The 15515-nt window shown below is 37.7% G+C and carries 14 protein-coding genes and 2 other annotated features; of the genes, 1 reads left to right on the forward strand and 13 read right to left on the reverse strand.

Annotated elements, in window-relative coordinates; all coding sequences use genetic code 11:
• Positions 1-34: 34 nt before the first annotated feature.
• The 9 genes from rpmI to OSO01_RS01650 form a co-directional block, all read right to left on the reverse strand.
• Positions 35-229 (reverse strand): 50S ribosomal protein L35, encoded by a 195-nt coding sequence (rpmI, locus tag OSO01_RS01615; protein ID WP_077603237.1) that lies wholly within the window; start codon positions 227-229, stop codon positions 35-37.
• Between the two features lie 33 nt (positions 230-262).
• Entirely contained in the window at positions 263-769 is a 507-nt protein-coding gene (gene infC, locus OSO01_RS01620; RefSeq protein WP_139344830.1) for a translation initiation factor IF-3, read from the reverse strand.
• A 71-nt stretch (positions 770-840) separates the two neighbouring features.
• Positions 841-971 (reverse strand) — a sequence feature (ribosomal protein L20 leader region).
• Between the two features lie 226 nt (positions 972-1197).
• Complete coding sequence (gene thrS, locus OSO01_RS01625; RefSeq protein WP_147207978.1) at positions 1198-3132, reverse strand: threonine--tRNA ligase; 1935 nt, start codon at positions 3130-3132, stop codon at positions 1198-1200.
• A gap of 53 nt (positions 3133-3185) precedes the next feature.
• Positions 3186-3424: a binding site (T-box leader), on the reverse strand.
• 58 nt (positions 3425-3482) lie between these two features.
• A complete protein-coding gene (gene ytxC / locus OSO01_RS01630) occupies positions 3483-4316 on the reverse strand; it encodes a sporulation protein YtxC (protein WP_246145006.1) in 834 nt (277 codons plus the stop codon).
• 370 nt (positions 4317-4686) lie between these two features.
• Positions 4687-5616: a primosomal protein DnaI gene (gene dnaI, locus OSO01_RS01635; RefSeq protein WP_147207980.1), complete on the reverse strand. Its 930-nt coding sequence runs from the start codon at positions 5614-5616 to the stop codon at positions 4687-4689.
• A gap of 16 nt (positions 5617-5632) precedes the next feature.
• A complete protein-coding gene (locus OSO01_RS01640) occupies positions 5633-6952 on the reverse strand; it encodes a replication initiation and membrane attachment family protein (RefSeq protein WP_147207981.1) in 1320 nt (439 codons plus the stop codon).
• Positions 6949-7122, reverse strand: coding sequence for a hypothetical protein (locus OSO01_RS23175; protein ID WP_156985427.1), 174 nt, complete (start codon positions 7120-7122; stop codon positions 6949-6951). Before OSO01_RS23175 ends, OSO01_RS01640 begins: the two co-directional genes overlap by 4 nt.
• Positions 7112-7585: a transcriptional regulator NrdR gene (gene nrdR / locus OSO01_RS01645; RefSeq protein ID WP_077603243.1), complete on the reverse strand. Its 474-nt coding sequence runs from the start codon at positions 7583-7585 to the stop codon at positions 7112-7114. Before nrdR ends, OSO01_RS23175 begins: the two co-directional genes overlap by 11 nt.
• A 20-nt stretch (positions 7586-7605) precedes the next feature.
• Positions 7606-7989: a cytosolic protein gene (locus OSO01_RS01650; RefSeq protein WP_147207982.1), complete on the reverse strand. Its 384-nt coding sequence runs from the start codon at positions 7987-7989 to the stop codon at positions 7606-7608.
• A gap of 429 nt (positions 7990-8418) precedes the next feature.
• On the opposite strand from OSO01_RS01650, the gene OSO01_RS01655 reads away from it, so the two are divergent.
• On the forward strand, positions 8419-10107 hold the full coding sequence (locus OSO01_RS01655) for a methyl-accepting chemotaxis protein (RefSeq protein ID WP_147207983.1): 1689 nt from the start codon (positions 8419-8421) through the stop codon (positions 10105-10107).
• Between the two features lie 52 nt (positions 10108-10159).
• Here the strand turns inward: OSO01_RS01655 and OSO01_RS01660 are convergent, their stop codons facing one another.
• The 4 genes from OSO01_RS01660 to polA form a co-directional block, all read right to left on the reverse strand.
• Positions 10160-11191: a glyceraldehyde-3-phosphate dehydrogenase gene (locus tag OSO01_RS01660; RefSeq protein WP_147207984.1), complete on the reverse strand. Its 1032-nt coding sequence runs from the start codon at positions 11189-11191 to the stop codon at positions 10160-10162.
• Positions 11192-11392: 201 nt separating this feature from the next.
• On the reverse strand, positions 11393-11995 hold the full coding sequence (coaE, locus tag OSO01_RS01665) for a dephospho-CoA kinase (RefSeq protein WP_147207985.1): 603 nt from the start codon (positions 11993-11995) through the stop codon (positions 11393-11395).
• A gap of 3 nt (positions 11996-11998) precedes the next feature.
• A complete protein-coding gene (mutM, locus tag OSO01_RS01670) occupies positions 11999-12835 on the reverse strand; it encodes a DNA-formamidopyrimidine glycosylase (RefSeq protein ID WP_147207986.1) in 837 nt (278 codons plus the stop codon).
• Between the two features lie 12 nt (positions 12836-12847).
• Complete coding sequence (polA, locus tag OSO01_RS01675; protein ID WP_147207987.1) at positions 12848-15484, reverse strand: DNA polymerase I; 2637 nt, start codon at positions 15482-15484, stop codon at positions 12848-12850.
• Positions 15485-15515: the final 31 nt, after the last annotated feature.

Below are 15515 nucleotides of genomic sequence, written 5' to 3' on the forward strand. Positions count from 1 at the left end.
AATCCCTCCTGATTCAATTACATATCTGAATTTATTATTTTGGTAACATTGCTTTAATACGTTTGTAGTCTCCAGAAGAAACAAGAGTTCCTTTACGTAACTTACGTTTTTGCTTCTGAGATTTGTTTGCAAACATATGGCTAGTGTATGCATGAGATCTTTTTACTTTTCCAGATCCAGTTTTTTTGAAGCGTTTTGCTGAACCTTTATGAGTTTTCATTTTAGGCATAATTTTTTCCTCCTAGTTCGTTGCGATAAAAGCTTATTTTTTTTCATTTACTGGAGCGACCATCATAAACATATTACGGCCTTCCATTTTAGGTTTTGTTTCTACTGTACCAAGATCTTTCACTTCTTCAGCAAAACGGTCCAGTACTTCTTTCCCAAGTTCTTTGTGGGTGATTGCACGACCACGGAAACGAACCGCAGCTTTTACTTTATCCCCTTTTTCCAAGAACTTACGTGCATTTTTAAGCTTCGTTTCAAAGTCATGGTCACCAATTCCAGGTGTAAAACGTACTTCCTTAACATTGATTACCTTTTGTTTTTTACGAGCTTCCTTGTCTTTCTTCTGCTGCTCAAAACGATACTTCCCGTAATCCATAATACGACATACCGGCGGTTTTGCGTTTGGAGCAACTAATACTAAATCAAGGTTTCGTTTCCCGGCAATCTCTAATGCTTCATTACGAGTTTTTACTCCAAGCTGATCCCCATTTGAATCAATGAGACGAACTTCTCTTGCACGAATTTTTTCGTTAACATTCATATCCTTGCTAATAGCCAGCCACCTCCGAAAATTTTGTTACTGATCTATCTGGACAAGTCAAATCATTTCATTCCATAAAAAAAGTGTCGGTACACATACGCACCCACACATCTCCTCATTCGTAAACATGAATCGTGATGAACCCGTTAACTGCCTATACAGGCGTCAATCAGGTGAGAAGCGGGTGCTTCTACTTGTCTTTAGATCATATCATTAACTTTTACAATATAGCATTTTATCGTTTTATTGTCAAGGACTTGTATCCTTTGTTTTAAACAACTATTGAATCATAGCATGATTATTGAAGAGTGTCAATGTATTTTTTAAAATAGACAGCCATTACTTTGATGCAGTTAGCCGTCAGACACCAAAAAGGCTATTCTCACATAACACATGAAAATAGCCTCCTTTTTAGCCATAAACAATGCTTATTTCTTCTGATCAATCTCTGCTTTGATAAAGTCAACGAATTGATCAAATGGGAGTGTTTCTGTATTTTGCTCACTGTAACGGCGATAGTTAACACTGTTTGCTTCCATTTCCTTATCCCCTAATACAAGAGCAAATGGAATTTTTTGTGTCTGCGCTTCACGTATTTTATATCCTAATTTTTCATCACGGCTGTCTAATTCTACGCGGATACCCTCCTGGCGTAATTTTTCTTCTATCTCTTTCGAATAATCAAGGTGCGCCTGCAGGGATATAGGGATAATTTTTGCCTGTACCGGAGCGAGCCATGTTGGGAAAGCTCCTTTGTATTCTTCAATAAGAAATGCAACAAAACGCTCCATGGTAGACACAACACCACGGTGAATAACAACAGGACGATGCTCTTTTCCATCCTCGCCAATATAAGTTAAATCAAAGCGTTCCGGTAAGTGGAAATCTAATTGTACAGTAGATAATGTTTCATCTTTTCCTAATGCTGTTTTCACTTGAACATCCAGCTTTGGACCATAGAAGGCAGCTTCTCCTTCTGCTTCTACATATTCTAATTTCATATCCTCCATTGTTTCTTTCAGCATCGCCTGCGCTTTGTCCCACATAGCATCATTATCAACATATTTCTCTTTATCCTCTGGATCACGATAAGAGAGACGGAAATAGTAGTCTTCAATCCCAAAGTCTTTATATACTTTTTGAACAAGCTCTACAACACGAATAAATTCTTCTTTTAACTGATCGGGACGGGCAAAAATATGCGCGTCATTCAAAGTCATTGCACGAACACGCTGCAGACCTGCAAGCGCCCCACTCATTTCATGACGATGCATGGTACCAAGCTCAGCAATACGTACTGGCAGGTTACGATAGCTCCATAATTGATTTTTGAAAACCATCATATGATGCGGACAGTTCATTGGACGCAGCACAAGCTCTTCATTATCCATTTCCATTGGCGGGAACATATCCTCCTGGTAATGATCCCAGTGGCCGCTTGTTTTGTAGAGCTCCACATTACCGAGTACAGGAGTGTATACATGGTCATAGCCTAATCGTTCTTCCAGATCAACTATATAACGTTCAATATTACGACGGATAGTCGCCCCTTTTGGAAGCCATAGCGGCAGCCCCTGACCAACTTTCTGCGATACAGTAAAGAGGCCCAGCTCTTTACCAAGCTTACGATGGTCTCGTTCTTTACGCTCTTCCAGAATGCGCAGATACTCATCTAATTGTGATTTTTTTTCAAATTCTGTTCCGTAAATACGCTGCAGCTGTTTATTATTACTGTCTCCACGCCAATAAGCACCAGAAATACTTAATAATTTAAATGCTTTAATTTTACTTGTTGAAGGAACATGCACACCCCGGCATAAATCAAAGAATTCCCCCTGCTCATAAATTGTTACAGTTTCATCTTCAGGGATCGCATCAAGCAGCTCTAATTTTAATTCATCGCCAATTTCTGCAAACCGTGCTTTTGCTTCATCGCGGGATACTTCCACACGTTTTATTTCTAAGTTTTCATCTACAATTCTTTTCATTTCTTTTTCTATTTTAGGAAGATCCTCTGGTGTTAATGAATGCTCCATATCAATGTCATAATAGAAGCCTTCTTCAATAACAGGACCGACACCTAATTGGACATTGGAATATAATCGTTTCACAGCCTGTGCCAGTAAATGTGCTGTAGAGTGACGAGCAATTTCCAGGCCTTCCTGATCACGATAAGTAATGATTTCAATCTTACCGCCTTTAGGAAGCTCTCTGCGTAAGTCCAAAGCCTCTCCATCTAATCTAATAGCAAGTGCCTGTTTTTTTAAACCTGGAGAAATCGAAGCTGCTATATCTTCACCTGTAGTTCCTACAGGGAATTGCTTCTCCGCTCCGTCTGGAAAAATAATTGTTAAATCAGCCATTTTCATCGAACTCCTTTATCAAATATAAAAACGCTCCATCCCTTTGCGTTATGCAAAGGGACGAGCGTTTAATATCGTGGTTCCACCCTAATTCCTGAAGATAAAAAATCCTTTTATCCTCAGCTTCATTGATCTTTAACGCAGATAAAACGTTACTGCCTACTTCAAATTATTTCAGCAGCAATGCTCCAAGGGGGTAATTATTTCTCTACGAAAGGAAGCTTGCAGCCAAAGGACTTCCCTCTCTGAATACGTAAGCTGAAAATAATCATGTCCTCATCTCAGCAGTTTCATTTTCAAACTCTATACGTATTATATTCCTTCCAGGATTGAAAAGCAAGTCCAATTGTTTAATCTAAACGAGAAAGAATCGATATCCCTTTCCTTTCAAATTCTACCCTTTCCTGAAAAATATTTGTTATTGTCATTATTTTCGGATCTGCTGGATTATCTCCATATACTTTTATTCTGGCCGGTGACATTGCAATAAGCGGACTTAAATTAAATTCATTTTCATGTAAACCTAATGCATATAAGGGGGCTTGATACATCCAAAAACGCAGCATATCTTTAGAAATTACTTCCCCTTTTTCATTGTAAAAAATAAAATTTTCTCCCTGCTCTATATGAATTAAATCAACACAAGGATCTTTTTTCTCAATATAATGACGTAACATATCAATAAATGTCTGATGATCCTCTTCCCTCTTAAATTCTTCAATAGCCTTCCCGACACATTCTTGAATAAAGTCTAAAAAATGAGCCAGCCGAAAATGCAATATCGCACTAAAATGAATACTCGTATGTTCCTTTAAATGCAAAAAAAAGATATGCTGCAAAAGCTTTGTTGTATCTACCTGCTCACGTAAAAACTGATTATCAGAATCTGAGTCAAATAAAATCCACATAGAAAAATCATAAATACGATTAATTTCATCAGGATCTGAAAAGTAATAATTATTTGTGATTTTTCGAATGATGATATCAGAAAGATGCTCTTCTATAAAAACATTTGCCATCGCAGAGCTTATCACGTTAATTAAATCTATCCCTGCTAAATCACCTTCCAGACATAATTTATTACCCCATCTGGTATTTGCTTGTTGATGTACTCTGATCTTTTTTCTATATGGATTTAACTGATTACGAAAAGCCGCTACTTCCTTATTTGATTCAAAATACACTTCCAACAATACATATCACCCTCATCCACTTACAAACTGTTACATTATATGGACAAGTTCAGATAAAAATGCTCAAACTAGTCAGACTAGCAGATTTGCTTGATGTAGTATAAGAGGGTGTTCAAAAAGTGATATATAAGTTAATTCTTGCTCGTAATATTTGCTAAAAACTAGATTTGATCCATTCGTATGAATCTCACGAATGGATCAAGAGCATATACTAGCACTTAGGGACTTTTTGAACATCCTGTATAAAAAAATCTGCAAAAAGATACTTGTTATACCTATTTAAAAAAACATTTAAAAAGTTTCACCTGATGATAAACATATGAATAGAAAAGAGGATTTCCATCAGCGGAAATCCTCTTTTCTATTCGTCTCTTCTGTTTTCACCAGACATTTTCACCACTGTACTTACCTGCTTAATGCGCTCAATAATCCGCCCGGCTTTGACTTCTTCCACACCATTTCTTGTACTTGCAAGTTCCTTCTCCAGTTGATTTAAATCAAAGTTGGAAGAGAAAAAAACAGGTAAGCCTTCCATCATACGATATTGCAGGACAGAGCCTAATACTTCATCCCGGAACCAGGCTGATTGTAATTCCGCCCCAATATCATCCAGCATTAAAACATCTGCTTTCTTAAAGAAATCTATCTTTTCATTAAAAGAATCATCTTTAAAAGAACCCTTTATTTCCCGGACAAACTCCGGCATATAAATGAGTGTAGTTGAGTAATTTCTCTTTTTCAGTTCATTCGCTACAGCACCTAATAGATATGTTTTACCAATTCCAAACGAGCCATGAAGATATAAACCTTTTTTAGGCAAACTTGTTTTAGCTTCCTCTAAAAAATTGATAATTTCACCAATTGCTGAAATCCTCGACTTATCCTGAATAACTTCTGACATTTTCGCTTCCAAAATCTCTTTTGGCATATAAAGACTTTGAAATAACCTCTGCTGCGCCTGCTGTTCTTCAGCCTGAATACGTGAATGACATTTTTCATAACTGAGTCTAATTTCATTCTTATCCATACTTAATATCGGAGAGTACCCTTGAACCATGTTTTGACATTCTCCAAAAGAAGCACAGCGATCACATTGCTTGGATTGTGTCTTATATTCATATAGCCGCATTAAGTTCTTTTCAATATCGTAGTCAGTCAGTTCATGGTGTTCATGTAAAAATGATTGAATAGAGGGATCACTCAGAATTTCTTTTTTTATTCTAGTGTAATTGGATTTGAAATTCTCATTCTTATCCATCCATGCTTTTAATTCTGATTGTATAGGCTTCATCAAGCATCCCTCCTTTTCAGCTTTCATTTAAATATTTTTGCAGCTTAGCTTCAATTTCCTGCTGCTCTTTTTCGCTTAAGCCTGTATTCACCGGCTGTTTCTTCTTCCGGTTGTTAAACCAATCCGGAACAACCTCTTTCTTATAGCTATTATTGTAATTATAATTATTATTTTTTCTTGGTTTATTTTTAGCAGACTTATATTTTTCCTGTTCTTGTTTAGCAAAGCTCATCGCTTCTTTGGCAGACTTCAGTCCAACTCTGGACCAGTGGCCGGCAATAGTTTCCATATAAGCTTTAGACAGCTTCATATTTGATTGCAGCAGGACATAATGAATTAAAACATTCATGACAGGAGCTGGCAATCCCTGCCTGGTCATAACCTCGCGGACAACCTTGATATCCTGCTCAGATGCATGATTCCCATCTGATAGATCTTCTAATAATTGCTTTGGAGAAATTGTCTCCAGCTCTTGAATAAGCTGTTCTTCCTTTGTTTCAGGCTTCTTCATTATAACCTCTGTATTCGCCGTTATCTTTTCTTTTAAACGGATAGACTGCCCGTTGTTACGGGAAATAAACATGTCGTGGCATGCTGATTTAAACTCTTCCTGATTCAATTTATTATCTTCATCAAGAGCCCACAGCAGTGCTTTCTCTATATCAACACTTTCTATGTCATACAATACCTTCATTTGATGAATAAGCTTTTTATTCGCAGAATTTAGGATTCTTTCGGCTGGAATAAACCGCTGCTTGAGCGTTTGTTCTATCCAGGAAAAATCCATTGAATCCTTTTCAGTGCACTGCCTCTTTGTTTTTACATTCTCAGCAACAGGCAAAGATGGTGTTATTGTATCAAACACTTCATTAAAATCAGCTGTTACCTCTTCGCCATATAGATGGCTATCCTTTACATAACGCGAATAAAGCTCATTATATTTCAGTTCTCCTATATGATGCAGCAGCAGCTGAGACAGCATTGCTTCCCTGAAAAATTGATTCGGAGAGTATGGGCACTGCACATTATACGTATAATAATCTCTGCCGTCCTCTGTTCTTTTATAAGTTTTTAATAACCCGATGGCTTCCAGCTTTATACGTGCACGGTAGATATCATCCAGTGTCAAATTTAAATATGTCATTAATGTATGGTGTGTCTGCACCTTTTGCACATGACCCACCTCATAAAACAAAGTATAGTATAAAGAAATTGCCTGGATACCGATTAACGGCTGATACAGATGTGTCAAAGAAGCATTAAAATCAAGTGGAGGCTGTTTGTCCATAACAACATTATATCCATCAATAGGAAGGATTTTTCCAATTACATTCATGATAACCCATCCTTTTTTGAAAAGTAAAAATGTATAAGAGTCTGCAATGTCTCTCGTGCGGCGAGTAACCGCAGTCCCAAATTTTGTCCGGCAGGGCCCTCAATCAAAAATGTTTTCGACTGGACGAGTAATCGCAGTCCCGGCCACATAATTTCATTTTTATTCTTCATGTGCTTGTTTATCCGTTTTAATAATTTCTTTCAGCTCGTCTAAGAAAACGGAGATATCCTTAAATTGACGATATACAGATGCGAATCTGACATAAGAGACCTCATCAACTTCTGCAAGTCTCTCCATCACCATCTCACCTACTGTATGACTGGAAACCTCAGAATTTCCTGTGTTTCGCAAACTTTTTTCTACTTCCAATGCAATGTTTTCTATCGTATCTATAGCTACAGGCCGCTTCTCACATGCTCTGATAATGCCTCTTGTCAGCTTTTCTCTCGAGAATTCCTGACGCATGCCATCTTTTTTCACAACAATGAGTGGTACTTCTTCAATCCGTTCAAAAGTGGTAAAACGAAATCCGCACTTCTCGCATTCCCGGCGTCTACGTATTGCTGCTCCCTCTTCTATCGGTCGAGAATCCAGTACTTTAGTATTTTTGTTATTACAGTTGGAACAACGCATTTCGTTCACTCCTTCTCAAATTACATTTCTATCTCCGGCAGCTGTTCATTTACATGCTGATATACTCTTCTTATTATTTTATTGCTATGGCCAAAATCAATATGAACAGGTGTTTCTGTCGTTACAGAAAAATCGAGTGCTGTATGGTATGGCCGAACCATCACAACTGTAGCGATAACTAAAACTTTTTTACCGCGTTTGCTGGTGGCTCCAATCTCTCCATGCTGATCGGAGCGTGCATGAATTGAAAAATCCGGACTCGAATTAAAATAATCCTCTACAGTTTGAATAACTGTATTCTTACTCGCTTTATAATACCTGGTTTTTAAAGACTTATCTATATGATTATCACTGGTTTCTGAATGATTATTAAAAAAACGTTTAATTTTATAACCCATCGACATATACATACACATCCTATATTTTCACTAGTAAGAGAGTGTTCAAAAAGTCCGGTAAAAAATAACCCTTCAGTATTCGTAAGCCTATGAAATCAGCTGTCAGGTTCTATTTATCTGCTTTATAAAGCGCACACTTCTTGAACATATGAATATAATTATCACGTGTGTACTATTTTAACATGATTTAAACATTTAAACTACTTTCCTAAAACGAAGAAGCATTCAGGTTGAACATAAAGCAAAATTTGTTGAAATCATCTCAAAAACAAGTAAAAAATTTTCGGAGCTTCAATAAGATCAGTTTCCGGTAATTAGTTGTAGTATTATTTTCACAAAACAATAGAAAAGACCTACTACATATTAACTGTAAACGACCGATATACTAAATAAGAAAGTAATTATATCATTTTTAAAGAAGAAGGAGTATGTTTAATGAGTGTAGGAAAGAAGTTAAATTTATCTTTTATTGTGTTAATTGTTTTATTAGCTGTTTCTGTAGGCAGCAGTATGATGAATTTGAAAAATATTAAAAGCGAAGTAGAAGAAGCAATGGATTACCGCCTGGAACAGCTTTTCTTAATTGAAAACATCCGCTACGATGTCGCCATGCAGGCGCTCCATATCCGTTCGTTGATTTTAGAACCGGAGGAAAACATGCATAGAGAAAATCTTCTGACTGTTGCCGGGGAGCTGGATGAAAATTTAAACGAACTGGAAGGGTATTTAGCTTCAGAAGAAATGAGAATGTATTGGAAACAGGCCAGCATCCCAAATGATGAATTCAACGAAGTAATGCCTGATATAATAGCTGCTGTTCAAAATGACAATATAGAACAGGCAACAGAAATTGTCAATACAACTGTTCAAGATGTCAATGAAGGAATGTTTGAAGCGGCACAAGCAATGGAAAACTATCAAGTAGGACAAATGGATAATATCGAAAGAGAAATAGATTCTGCGATTGGTATCGCACAGGTTGTTTCAATCATTGTTTTAGGGGCAAGTATACTAATTGGAATTGGTTTAATGTTCTATGTTCGCCGTTCTATAACAGCTCCATTATTAAGTGTTATGGATATTGCAAAGAAAATTGGCGATGGTGATTTATCTGCTGAAGATATTGCTGTTAAATCGAAAGATGAACTAGGTCAATTGGCTGTTATTTTCAATGCTTCTAAAAATAATACACGTGACTTAATTGTTCGTATCCAACAAAATGCGGAACAGTTAGGCGCATCATCTGAAGAGCTCTCTGCAAGTGCTGAAGAAGCATCTGCTACAACAGAAGAAGTGACAAAGCAGGCTGCCGATACAGCTGAAACCTCTCAAACAGCAGCATATGCAGCGAATGAAAGCTCCATTGCGATGGGAGAAACTGCACAAGGTGTACAGCGGATTGCTGAAGCCGCACAATCGCTTCTTTCTTCTTCCAGTGAAACAAGTGAATCTGCTCAAAACGGGACGAAGATTATCGGTGATGCTCAGCAGCAGATGAACAATATTAATGAGTCGGCATCTTCAGTAAATGAACTTGTGATAAAATTGGCAAAACAAACAGAAGAAATTGAAAATATCACCAAGGTTATTACTGATATCACAGATCAAACAAATTTGTTAGCATTAAACGCAGCAATTGAAGCAGCTCGTGCAGGGGAGCAGGGAAAAGGATTTTCAGTAGTGGCAGATGAAGTACGTAAACTGGCAGAGGAGTCAAAAAAATCAGCTGGTTCTATCAGCATGTTAACTAAAGAAATTAAAAATGACACAGAAAATGTTGAAAAAGCTATGCAAAGTGCCCTGCCTGCTGTTCAAAAAGGAGTAGAGGTTATTACTGAAGCTGGCTCATCGTTTGAATCTATTGTAGAAGCTATTCGAGGTATGACAAATGAAATTCAGGAAATCTCAGCGACCTCACAGGAGCTTTCAGCAAGTGCAGAACAAGTGGCAGCATCGGTTACAGAGATTTCAACAGGCTCTCAAGTCATGTCCGGAAATATTGATACGATTGCAGCGTCGATGGAGGAGCAGACTGCAACAATGAATGAAGTAGCTCATGTCGCTACATCCTTAAGCGAAACTGCTCAAGAACTTCAGGATGAAGCAGGTAAATTTAAAGTTTAATAACAGAAAAAGAAATCCGCATGAAGTTTTTCACGCGGATTTCTTCCTGTTCTTATGATGTTAAACGTACCTTCTGTTCTAATTTATAGCCTACATAGCTGGTTAAGTCAACAACTCGTTTTGAGTAACCCCATTCGTTATCATACCAGGCAATAATTTTTAATTTATTATTATCCATTACTATCGTTGACAGGCCATCAATTGTTGCAGAATAAGTACTTGTTGTATAGTCAACAGAAACTAAAGGTTCATCAGAATATTGAATGACTCCATGCATATTTCCTTCTGCAGCCTGTTTAAATATTGCGTTAACCTCTTCTGCAGTGACATCTTCTTCAATATCAATCACTAAATCAACTAAGGACACATTAGGAGTCGGCACGCGTAATGCCATCCCGTGTAATTTACCTTTAAGCTTAGGCATCACTTCTGCAAGTGCTTTAGCAGCGCCGGTCGTCGTTGGAATTATAGATTGCGTACAGCTCCTTGCCCGACGTAAATCTTTATGCGGGTTATCAATATTCTTTTGATCATTTGTAAAAGCATGGACTGTTGTCATCAGGCCATTCTTTATTGTAAAGTGATCATCAATAACCTTTACCACCGGGGCCAGACAATTTGTAGTACAGGACGCATTGGAAATAACATCATCCAGCTCCGGGTTATAATCACTTTCATTTACTCCGATTACAATTGTCTTATCAACCTCTTTTCCAGGCGCAGTTATAATCACTTTTTTTGCTCCCGCCTGCAAATGAAGACCCGCTGTCTCTTTCGTTTTAAACTTACCTGTTGCTTCAATAACAACATCAATACCAAGATCCTTCCAAGGGAGTTCTTCAGGATTTCTGGAATTTACTAAAAGAACTTCTTTGCGGTTAACAATCAGTTTATTCGGCAACGCTTTCACTTCTCCCTTAAAAGGGCCGTGAACACTATCATATTTAATTAGATGAGCAAGTGTTTCTGATGGATAACTTGCATTAATGGCAACAACTTCTAATTGTTCCTCCTCCATCGCCTGACGAAAAACCATTCTACCAATTCGGCCAAAACCTGTTATTGCAATACGCGTTTTCTCCATAAGCACTTCTTTCCTCCTGATTATGTTATACTTTTTATCTTTTGTTACAATTAGTATAACATATATAAGGTAAAGTGTGTCATTAAATATAAAAATGTTTCTTATCATTATTTGGAGTATCTGCATTTAAAATTTAGATAATAAAGAAAAGCACTATCTTCACTTTATAATAAGCTTAGATGGTGCCTGTACTGTGTTTAACTATTCAATTATGTTCCATTTTCTTAATAAATCCAACAGCTGATTTTTACTTTCCTCTATAGTATGATTATTATCAATTAGTTCGTCAGCAAGCTTTGCCTTCTCTTCTAAAGGCATTTGTGAACCGATCCGGTCCATTGCTTCCTGTTCAGTAAGCTGATTCCTTTCCAACAAACGCTTGCGCTGTGTTTCTGCATCTACAAATACAACTAAAATTTGATCTGCCAGGGAAGTTAACTTACTTTCGAACAACAAAGGAATGTCCAATACAACGCACTTTTCCCCTTGCTCAATATAATCTTCTTTTTTCTTTAACATCTGTTTACGGACTGCCGGATGAACAATTTGATTTAACTGTTTTCTTTTGTCTTCGTTTGAAAAAATAATAGAGCCCAGCTTCGGCCGATTAATCGAGCCGTCCGGATTTAATATTTCTTTACCAAATACCTCTACCACACGCTTATATGGCTCTTCCCCCGGCTCCACTACCTCCCTGGCTATTACATCAGCATCAATTACCGGAATATCTAACTCAGCAAACATTTTTGCTACTGTGCTTTTTCCGCTGGCGATTCCTCCAGTCAATCCAATCACTAAACTCATAAATCATTCACCTTTTTGCGGCTGGCACTTAGGACATACATGTGTCCCCCGGCCGCCAACCTTCATTTTTATAATTTCTTCACCGCATGTTTTACATGGTTTTTTATCTTGACCATAAACATACAAAACCTGCTGAAACATTCCCATATTTCCTTGGCTGTCCACATAGCTGCGGATGGTTGTACCGCCAGCCTTTACAGCCTCCTGTAGTGTTTCAATTGCAGCAGAACGAATCGCATCTGCTTCTTTTTTAGTCAGTTCATTGCATTTTGTTAAAGGATGAACTCCGGAACGGAATAAGGTCTCGTCAACATAAATGTTACCAAGTCCCGTCACAAGATTTTGATCTAGAAGTGCTGTTTTGATAAATCTAGATGATTTTTTTAGCTGCTGATAAAAATACTCAGCAGTAAATGCTTCCTCAAATGGTTCTGGTCCCAAAGCCATTAAAGGTGCTTGTGTAAATTCACTTCCTTTGGTTAACAGGTGCATGGTTCCAAACTTGCGGACATCGTTATAACGCAGTGTTTCGCCACCTTTTAAATAGAAAATCACATGCGTATGTTTTTCGATCTCCTCAGCTTGTGCATGCAATCGATATTTCCCTTCCATTCTTAAATGAGACACGAGCACATAATCATCTAAATAAAAGAGCAAAAATTTCCCTTTTCTCTTTATTTCCTGAAAGGTTTGGCCTTCCAGCAGGTGCTTAAATATCTCTGCATCATCCGGCTGCTTTATAATATTTGCCCAAAGCACATCTACATTTTCTATTGTTTTGCCCTGGACAAGTAATTTCAACGTCTCTTTAATTGTTTCTACCTCTGGTAATTCCGGCATTTTTTCTTCCCCTTACTTCGCGTCAAACCAGCTTTCACCATAAGAATAATCCACTTTTAATGGCACAGAAATCTCTACGGTCCTCTCCATCATTTCTGGAACGATCTCTTTTAAGATTTCAATTTCATCCTCTGGCGCCTCTAAAATCAATTCATCATGAACTTGTAATAAAAGCTTGGCCTGCAGTTTTTCTTGTTTAATTCGATGGTCTAAATCGATCATTGCTTTTTTTATAATATCGGCAGCACTACCCTGAATCGGCGTGTTCATTGCTGTTCTTTCCGCGAAACTGCGTACATTAAAGTTTCGGCTGGTAATATCAGGTAGATAACGGCGGCGATTCATCAGGGTCGTTACATACCCCTTTTGTTTTGCTTCTACAACAATGTCATCCATATATTCTTTTACACTTGGATAACTGTTAAAATAGCGTTCAATGAATTGCTTGGCTTCTTTTCGCGTAATACCTAAGTTTTGCGATAAACCATAATCACTGATTCCATACACAATTCCAAAGTTAACAGCTTTCGCCTGGCGACGCATATTCGATGTAACCTCGTCCCTTTCAACATGAAATACATCCATTGCCGTCTGCGTATGAATATCTAAATCATTTTTAAAGGCAGTAATCAATTTCTCATCATTTGCAATATGGGCAAGTACCCGTAATTCAATCTGAGAATAATCAGCAGCAAACATTTTCCAGCCTTTTTGTGAGGGAACGAATGCCTCGCGTATTTTTCTGCCTTCCTCTAGACGGATAGGAATATTTTGCAGATTAGGATCTACCGAGCTTAATCTGCCAGTTTGTGTTAAAGCCTGGTTAAAACGCGTATGAATTTTATGGGTATCTTTGCGGACCACCTTTTGCAAACCTTCAATATAGGTTGATTGCAGCTTACCCAGCTGACGGTACAAAAGTAATTTTGGTATTATTTCATGCTGGTCTGCAAGCTGCTCCAGCACATCAGCTGCTGTGGAGTAGCCTGTCTTCGTTTTCTTAATTACCGGAAGTCCCAAATCTTCAAATAACACTGGACCAAGCTGCTTCGGTGAATTGAGATTGAATTCCTTGCCCGCCAATTCATAAACTTCTTTTTCTAAATTGCTGAGTCTTTCCTTTAAGTCATCACCCATTTCCTTCAGACGTTCGACATCTACTAAGACACCCTGATGCTCCATTTCAGCCAGAATCAGAGCAAGCGGCATTTCTAATTCCTTTAATAGCTTTGCCTGTTCATTTTCCTCTAATTCTTTTTCCATCTCCGGATATAATTCAAGCAATGCATTGGTTTTTCGAACAACATGCTCGCTAAGAATTTCTTCTTCCGGTACTTTTTGTTTAGCACCTTTACCGTAAACTTCTTCATCAAAGGATAAATCATAATTCCCTTTTCTGCTTGCAATAGCGGGAATATCATGATTATTTTCAGCAGGATTGATTAAATAGGAAGCGAGCAGGGCATCAAATACAATTCCTTCAATTTGAATATCATTACGCAGTAAAGCAACCTTTGTCCGTTTGGCATCAAATACAATTTTCTTTTTTTTAGGGTTTTCTGCCCAATTTTTAAAAACAGAAGATTCCATTGCAGCAGAGGTAGGAATAAAGCTTTTTTTATTGTCATTTACAATTCCGATTCCTTCAATCTGTGCTGTATGATAATTTTCGCCTAACATTTCTACAACAATCACATCTTCATCTGAGAAGATTTCTTCCGTTACATCGTTCACAATATCATATTTAATTTCTTTATGTTCCACGGCCTCTTCCTCTGTTTCTTCTGAACCAGAAAGTCGTGTCAATAATGATTGGAATCCTAAATCCATAAAAATATTCCGGACAGATCCTGTTGAATAACCTTCATAAATGACATCTTCCAGACCAACCGCAACTGGAGAATCTCTGTTTATCGTTGCCAGCTCTTTACTCATGACAGCATCATCATGATATGTTGTTAAATTTTCCTTTAACTTTTTACCTTTCACTTCATCCAGATGCTCATACACCTGCTCCAGGCTATTAAATTGTGTTAACAGCTTTGTTGCTGTTTTTTCACCTACACCCGGAACACCCGGAATATTATCGGAGCTGTCTCCCATCAAGCCTTTTAAATCTGTAATCTGTTCAGGGGTTACCTGCATTTTCTCAAGAAGATATTCCGGTGTATACTTTTCAATATCACTGATTCCTTTTTTGGTAACACTGACCGTTACATGATCCGATACAAGCTGGAGTAAATCTTTATCTCCAGAAATAACAGTCACTTCCCAGTCCTGATTATCTGCCTGCTTCGATAGTGTTCCAATAATATCATCTGCCTCATATTGCTCCAGCTGATAATGCTTAATATCAAACGCATCAAGCAATTCCTTTAAGACCGGAAATTGTTCCGAAAGCTCTGGAGGAGTTTTTTGCCGCCCACCTTTATATTCTTTATAGGTTTGATGGCGAAATGTTGTTTTACCTGCATCAAAGGCAACTAGCATATGTGTCGGCTTTTCTTCCTCTAAAATTCTAAGCAGCATCGTTGTAAAACCATAGACCGCGTTGGTATAGACACCTTTTTCATTATTTAACAGCGGTAACGCAAAAAAAGCACGATAAATAATGCTGTTACCGTCAATTAAAATTAATTTCTTAGTCATAATCCCGTCTCCTTTATCTATCATCTGAGTA

Source organism: Oceanobacillus sojae (assembly GCF_007991515.1).
Lineage (GTDB): Bacteria > Bacillota > Bacilli > Bacillales > Amphibacillaceae > Oceanobacillus > Oceanobacillus sojae.

Excerpts from the sequence above, each read along its gene's own strand:
- rpmI (WP_077603237.1), bottom strand. The coding sequence starts at position 229 with ATGCCTAAAATGAAAACTCATAAAGGTTCAGCAAAACGCTTCAAAAAA.
- infC (WP_139344830.1), bottom strand. The coding sequence starts at position 769 with ATGAATGTTAACGAAAAAATTCGTGCAAGAGAAGTTCGTCTCATTGAT.
- thrS (WP_147207978.1), bottom strand. The coding sequence starts at position 3,132 with ATGGCTGATTTAACAATTATTTTTCCAGACGGAGCGGAGAAGCAATTC.
- dnaI (WP_147207980.1), bottom strand. The coding sequence starts at position 5,616 with ATGAAGCCTATACAATCAGAATTAAAAGCATGGATGGATAAGAATGAG.
- OSO01_RS01640 (WP_147207981.1), bottom strand. The coding sequence starts at position 6,952 with ATGAATGTAATTGGAAAAATCCTTCCTATTGATGGATATAATGTTGTT.
- OSO01_RS23175 (WP_156985427.1), bottom strand. The coding sequence starts at position 7,122 with ATGAAGAATAAAAATGAAATTATGTGGCCGGGACTGCGATTACTCGTC.
- nrdR (WP_077603243.1), bottom strand. The coding sequence starts at position 7,585 with ATGCGTTGTTCCAACTGTAATAACAAAAATACTAAAGTACTGGATTCT.
- OSO01_RS01650 (WP_147207982.1), bottom strand. The coding sequence starts at position 7,989 with ATGTCGATGGGTTATAAAATTAAACGTTTTTTTAATAATCATTCAGAA.
- OSO01_RS01655 (WP_147207983.1), top strand. The coding sequence starts at position 8,419 with ATGAGTGTAGGAAAGAAGTTAAATTTATCTTTTATTGTGTTAATTGTT.
- OSO01_RS01660 (WP_147207984.1), bottom strand. The coding sequence starts at position 11,191 with ATGGAGAAAACGCGTATTGCAATAACAGGTTTTGGCCGAATTGGTAGA.
- coaE (WP_147207985.1), bottom strand. The coding sequence starts at position 11,995 with ATGAGTTTAGTGATTGGATTGACTGGAGGAATCGCCAGCGGAAAAAGC.
- mutM (WP_147207986.1), bottom strand. The coding sequence starts at position 12,835 with ATGCCGGAATTACCAGAGGTAGAAACAATTAAAGAGACGTTGAAATTA.
- polA (WP_147207987.1), bottom strand. The coding sequence starts at position 15,484 with ATGACTAAGAAATTAATTTTAATTGACGGTAACAGCATTATTTATCGT.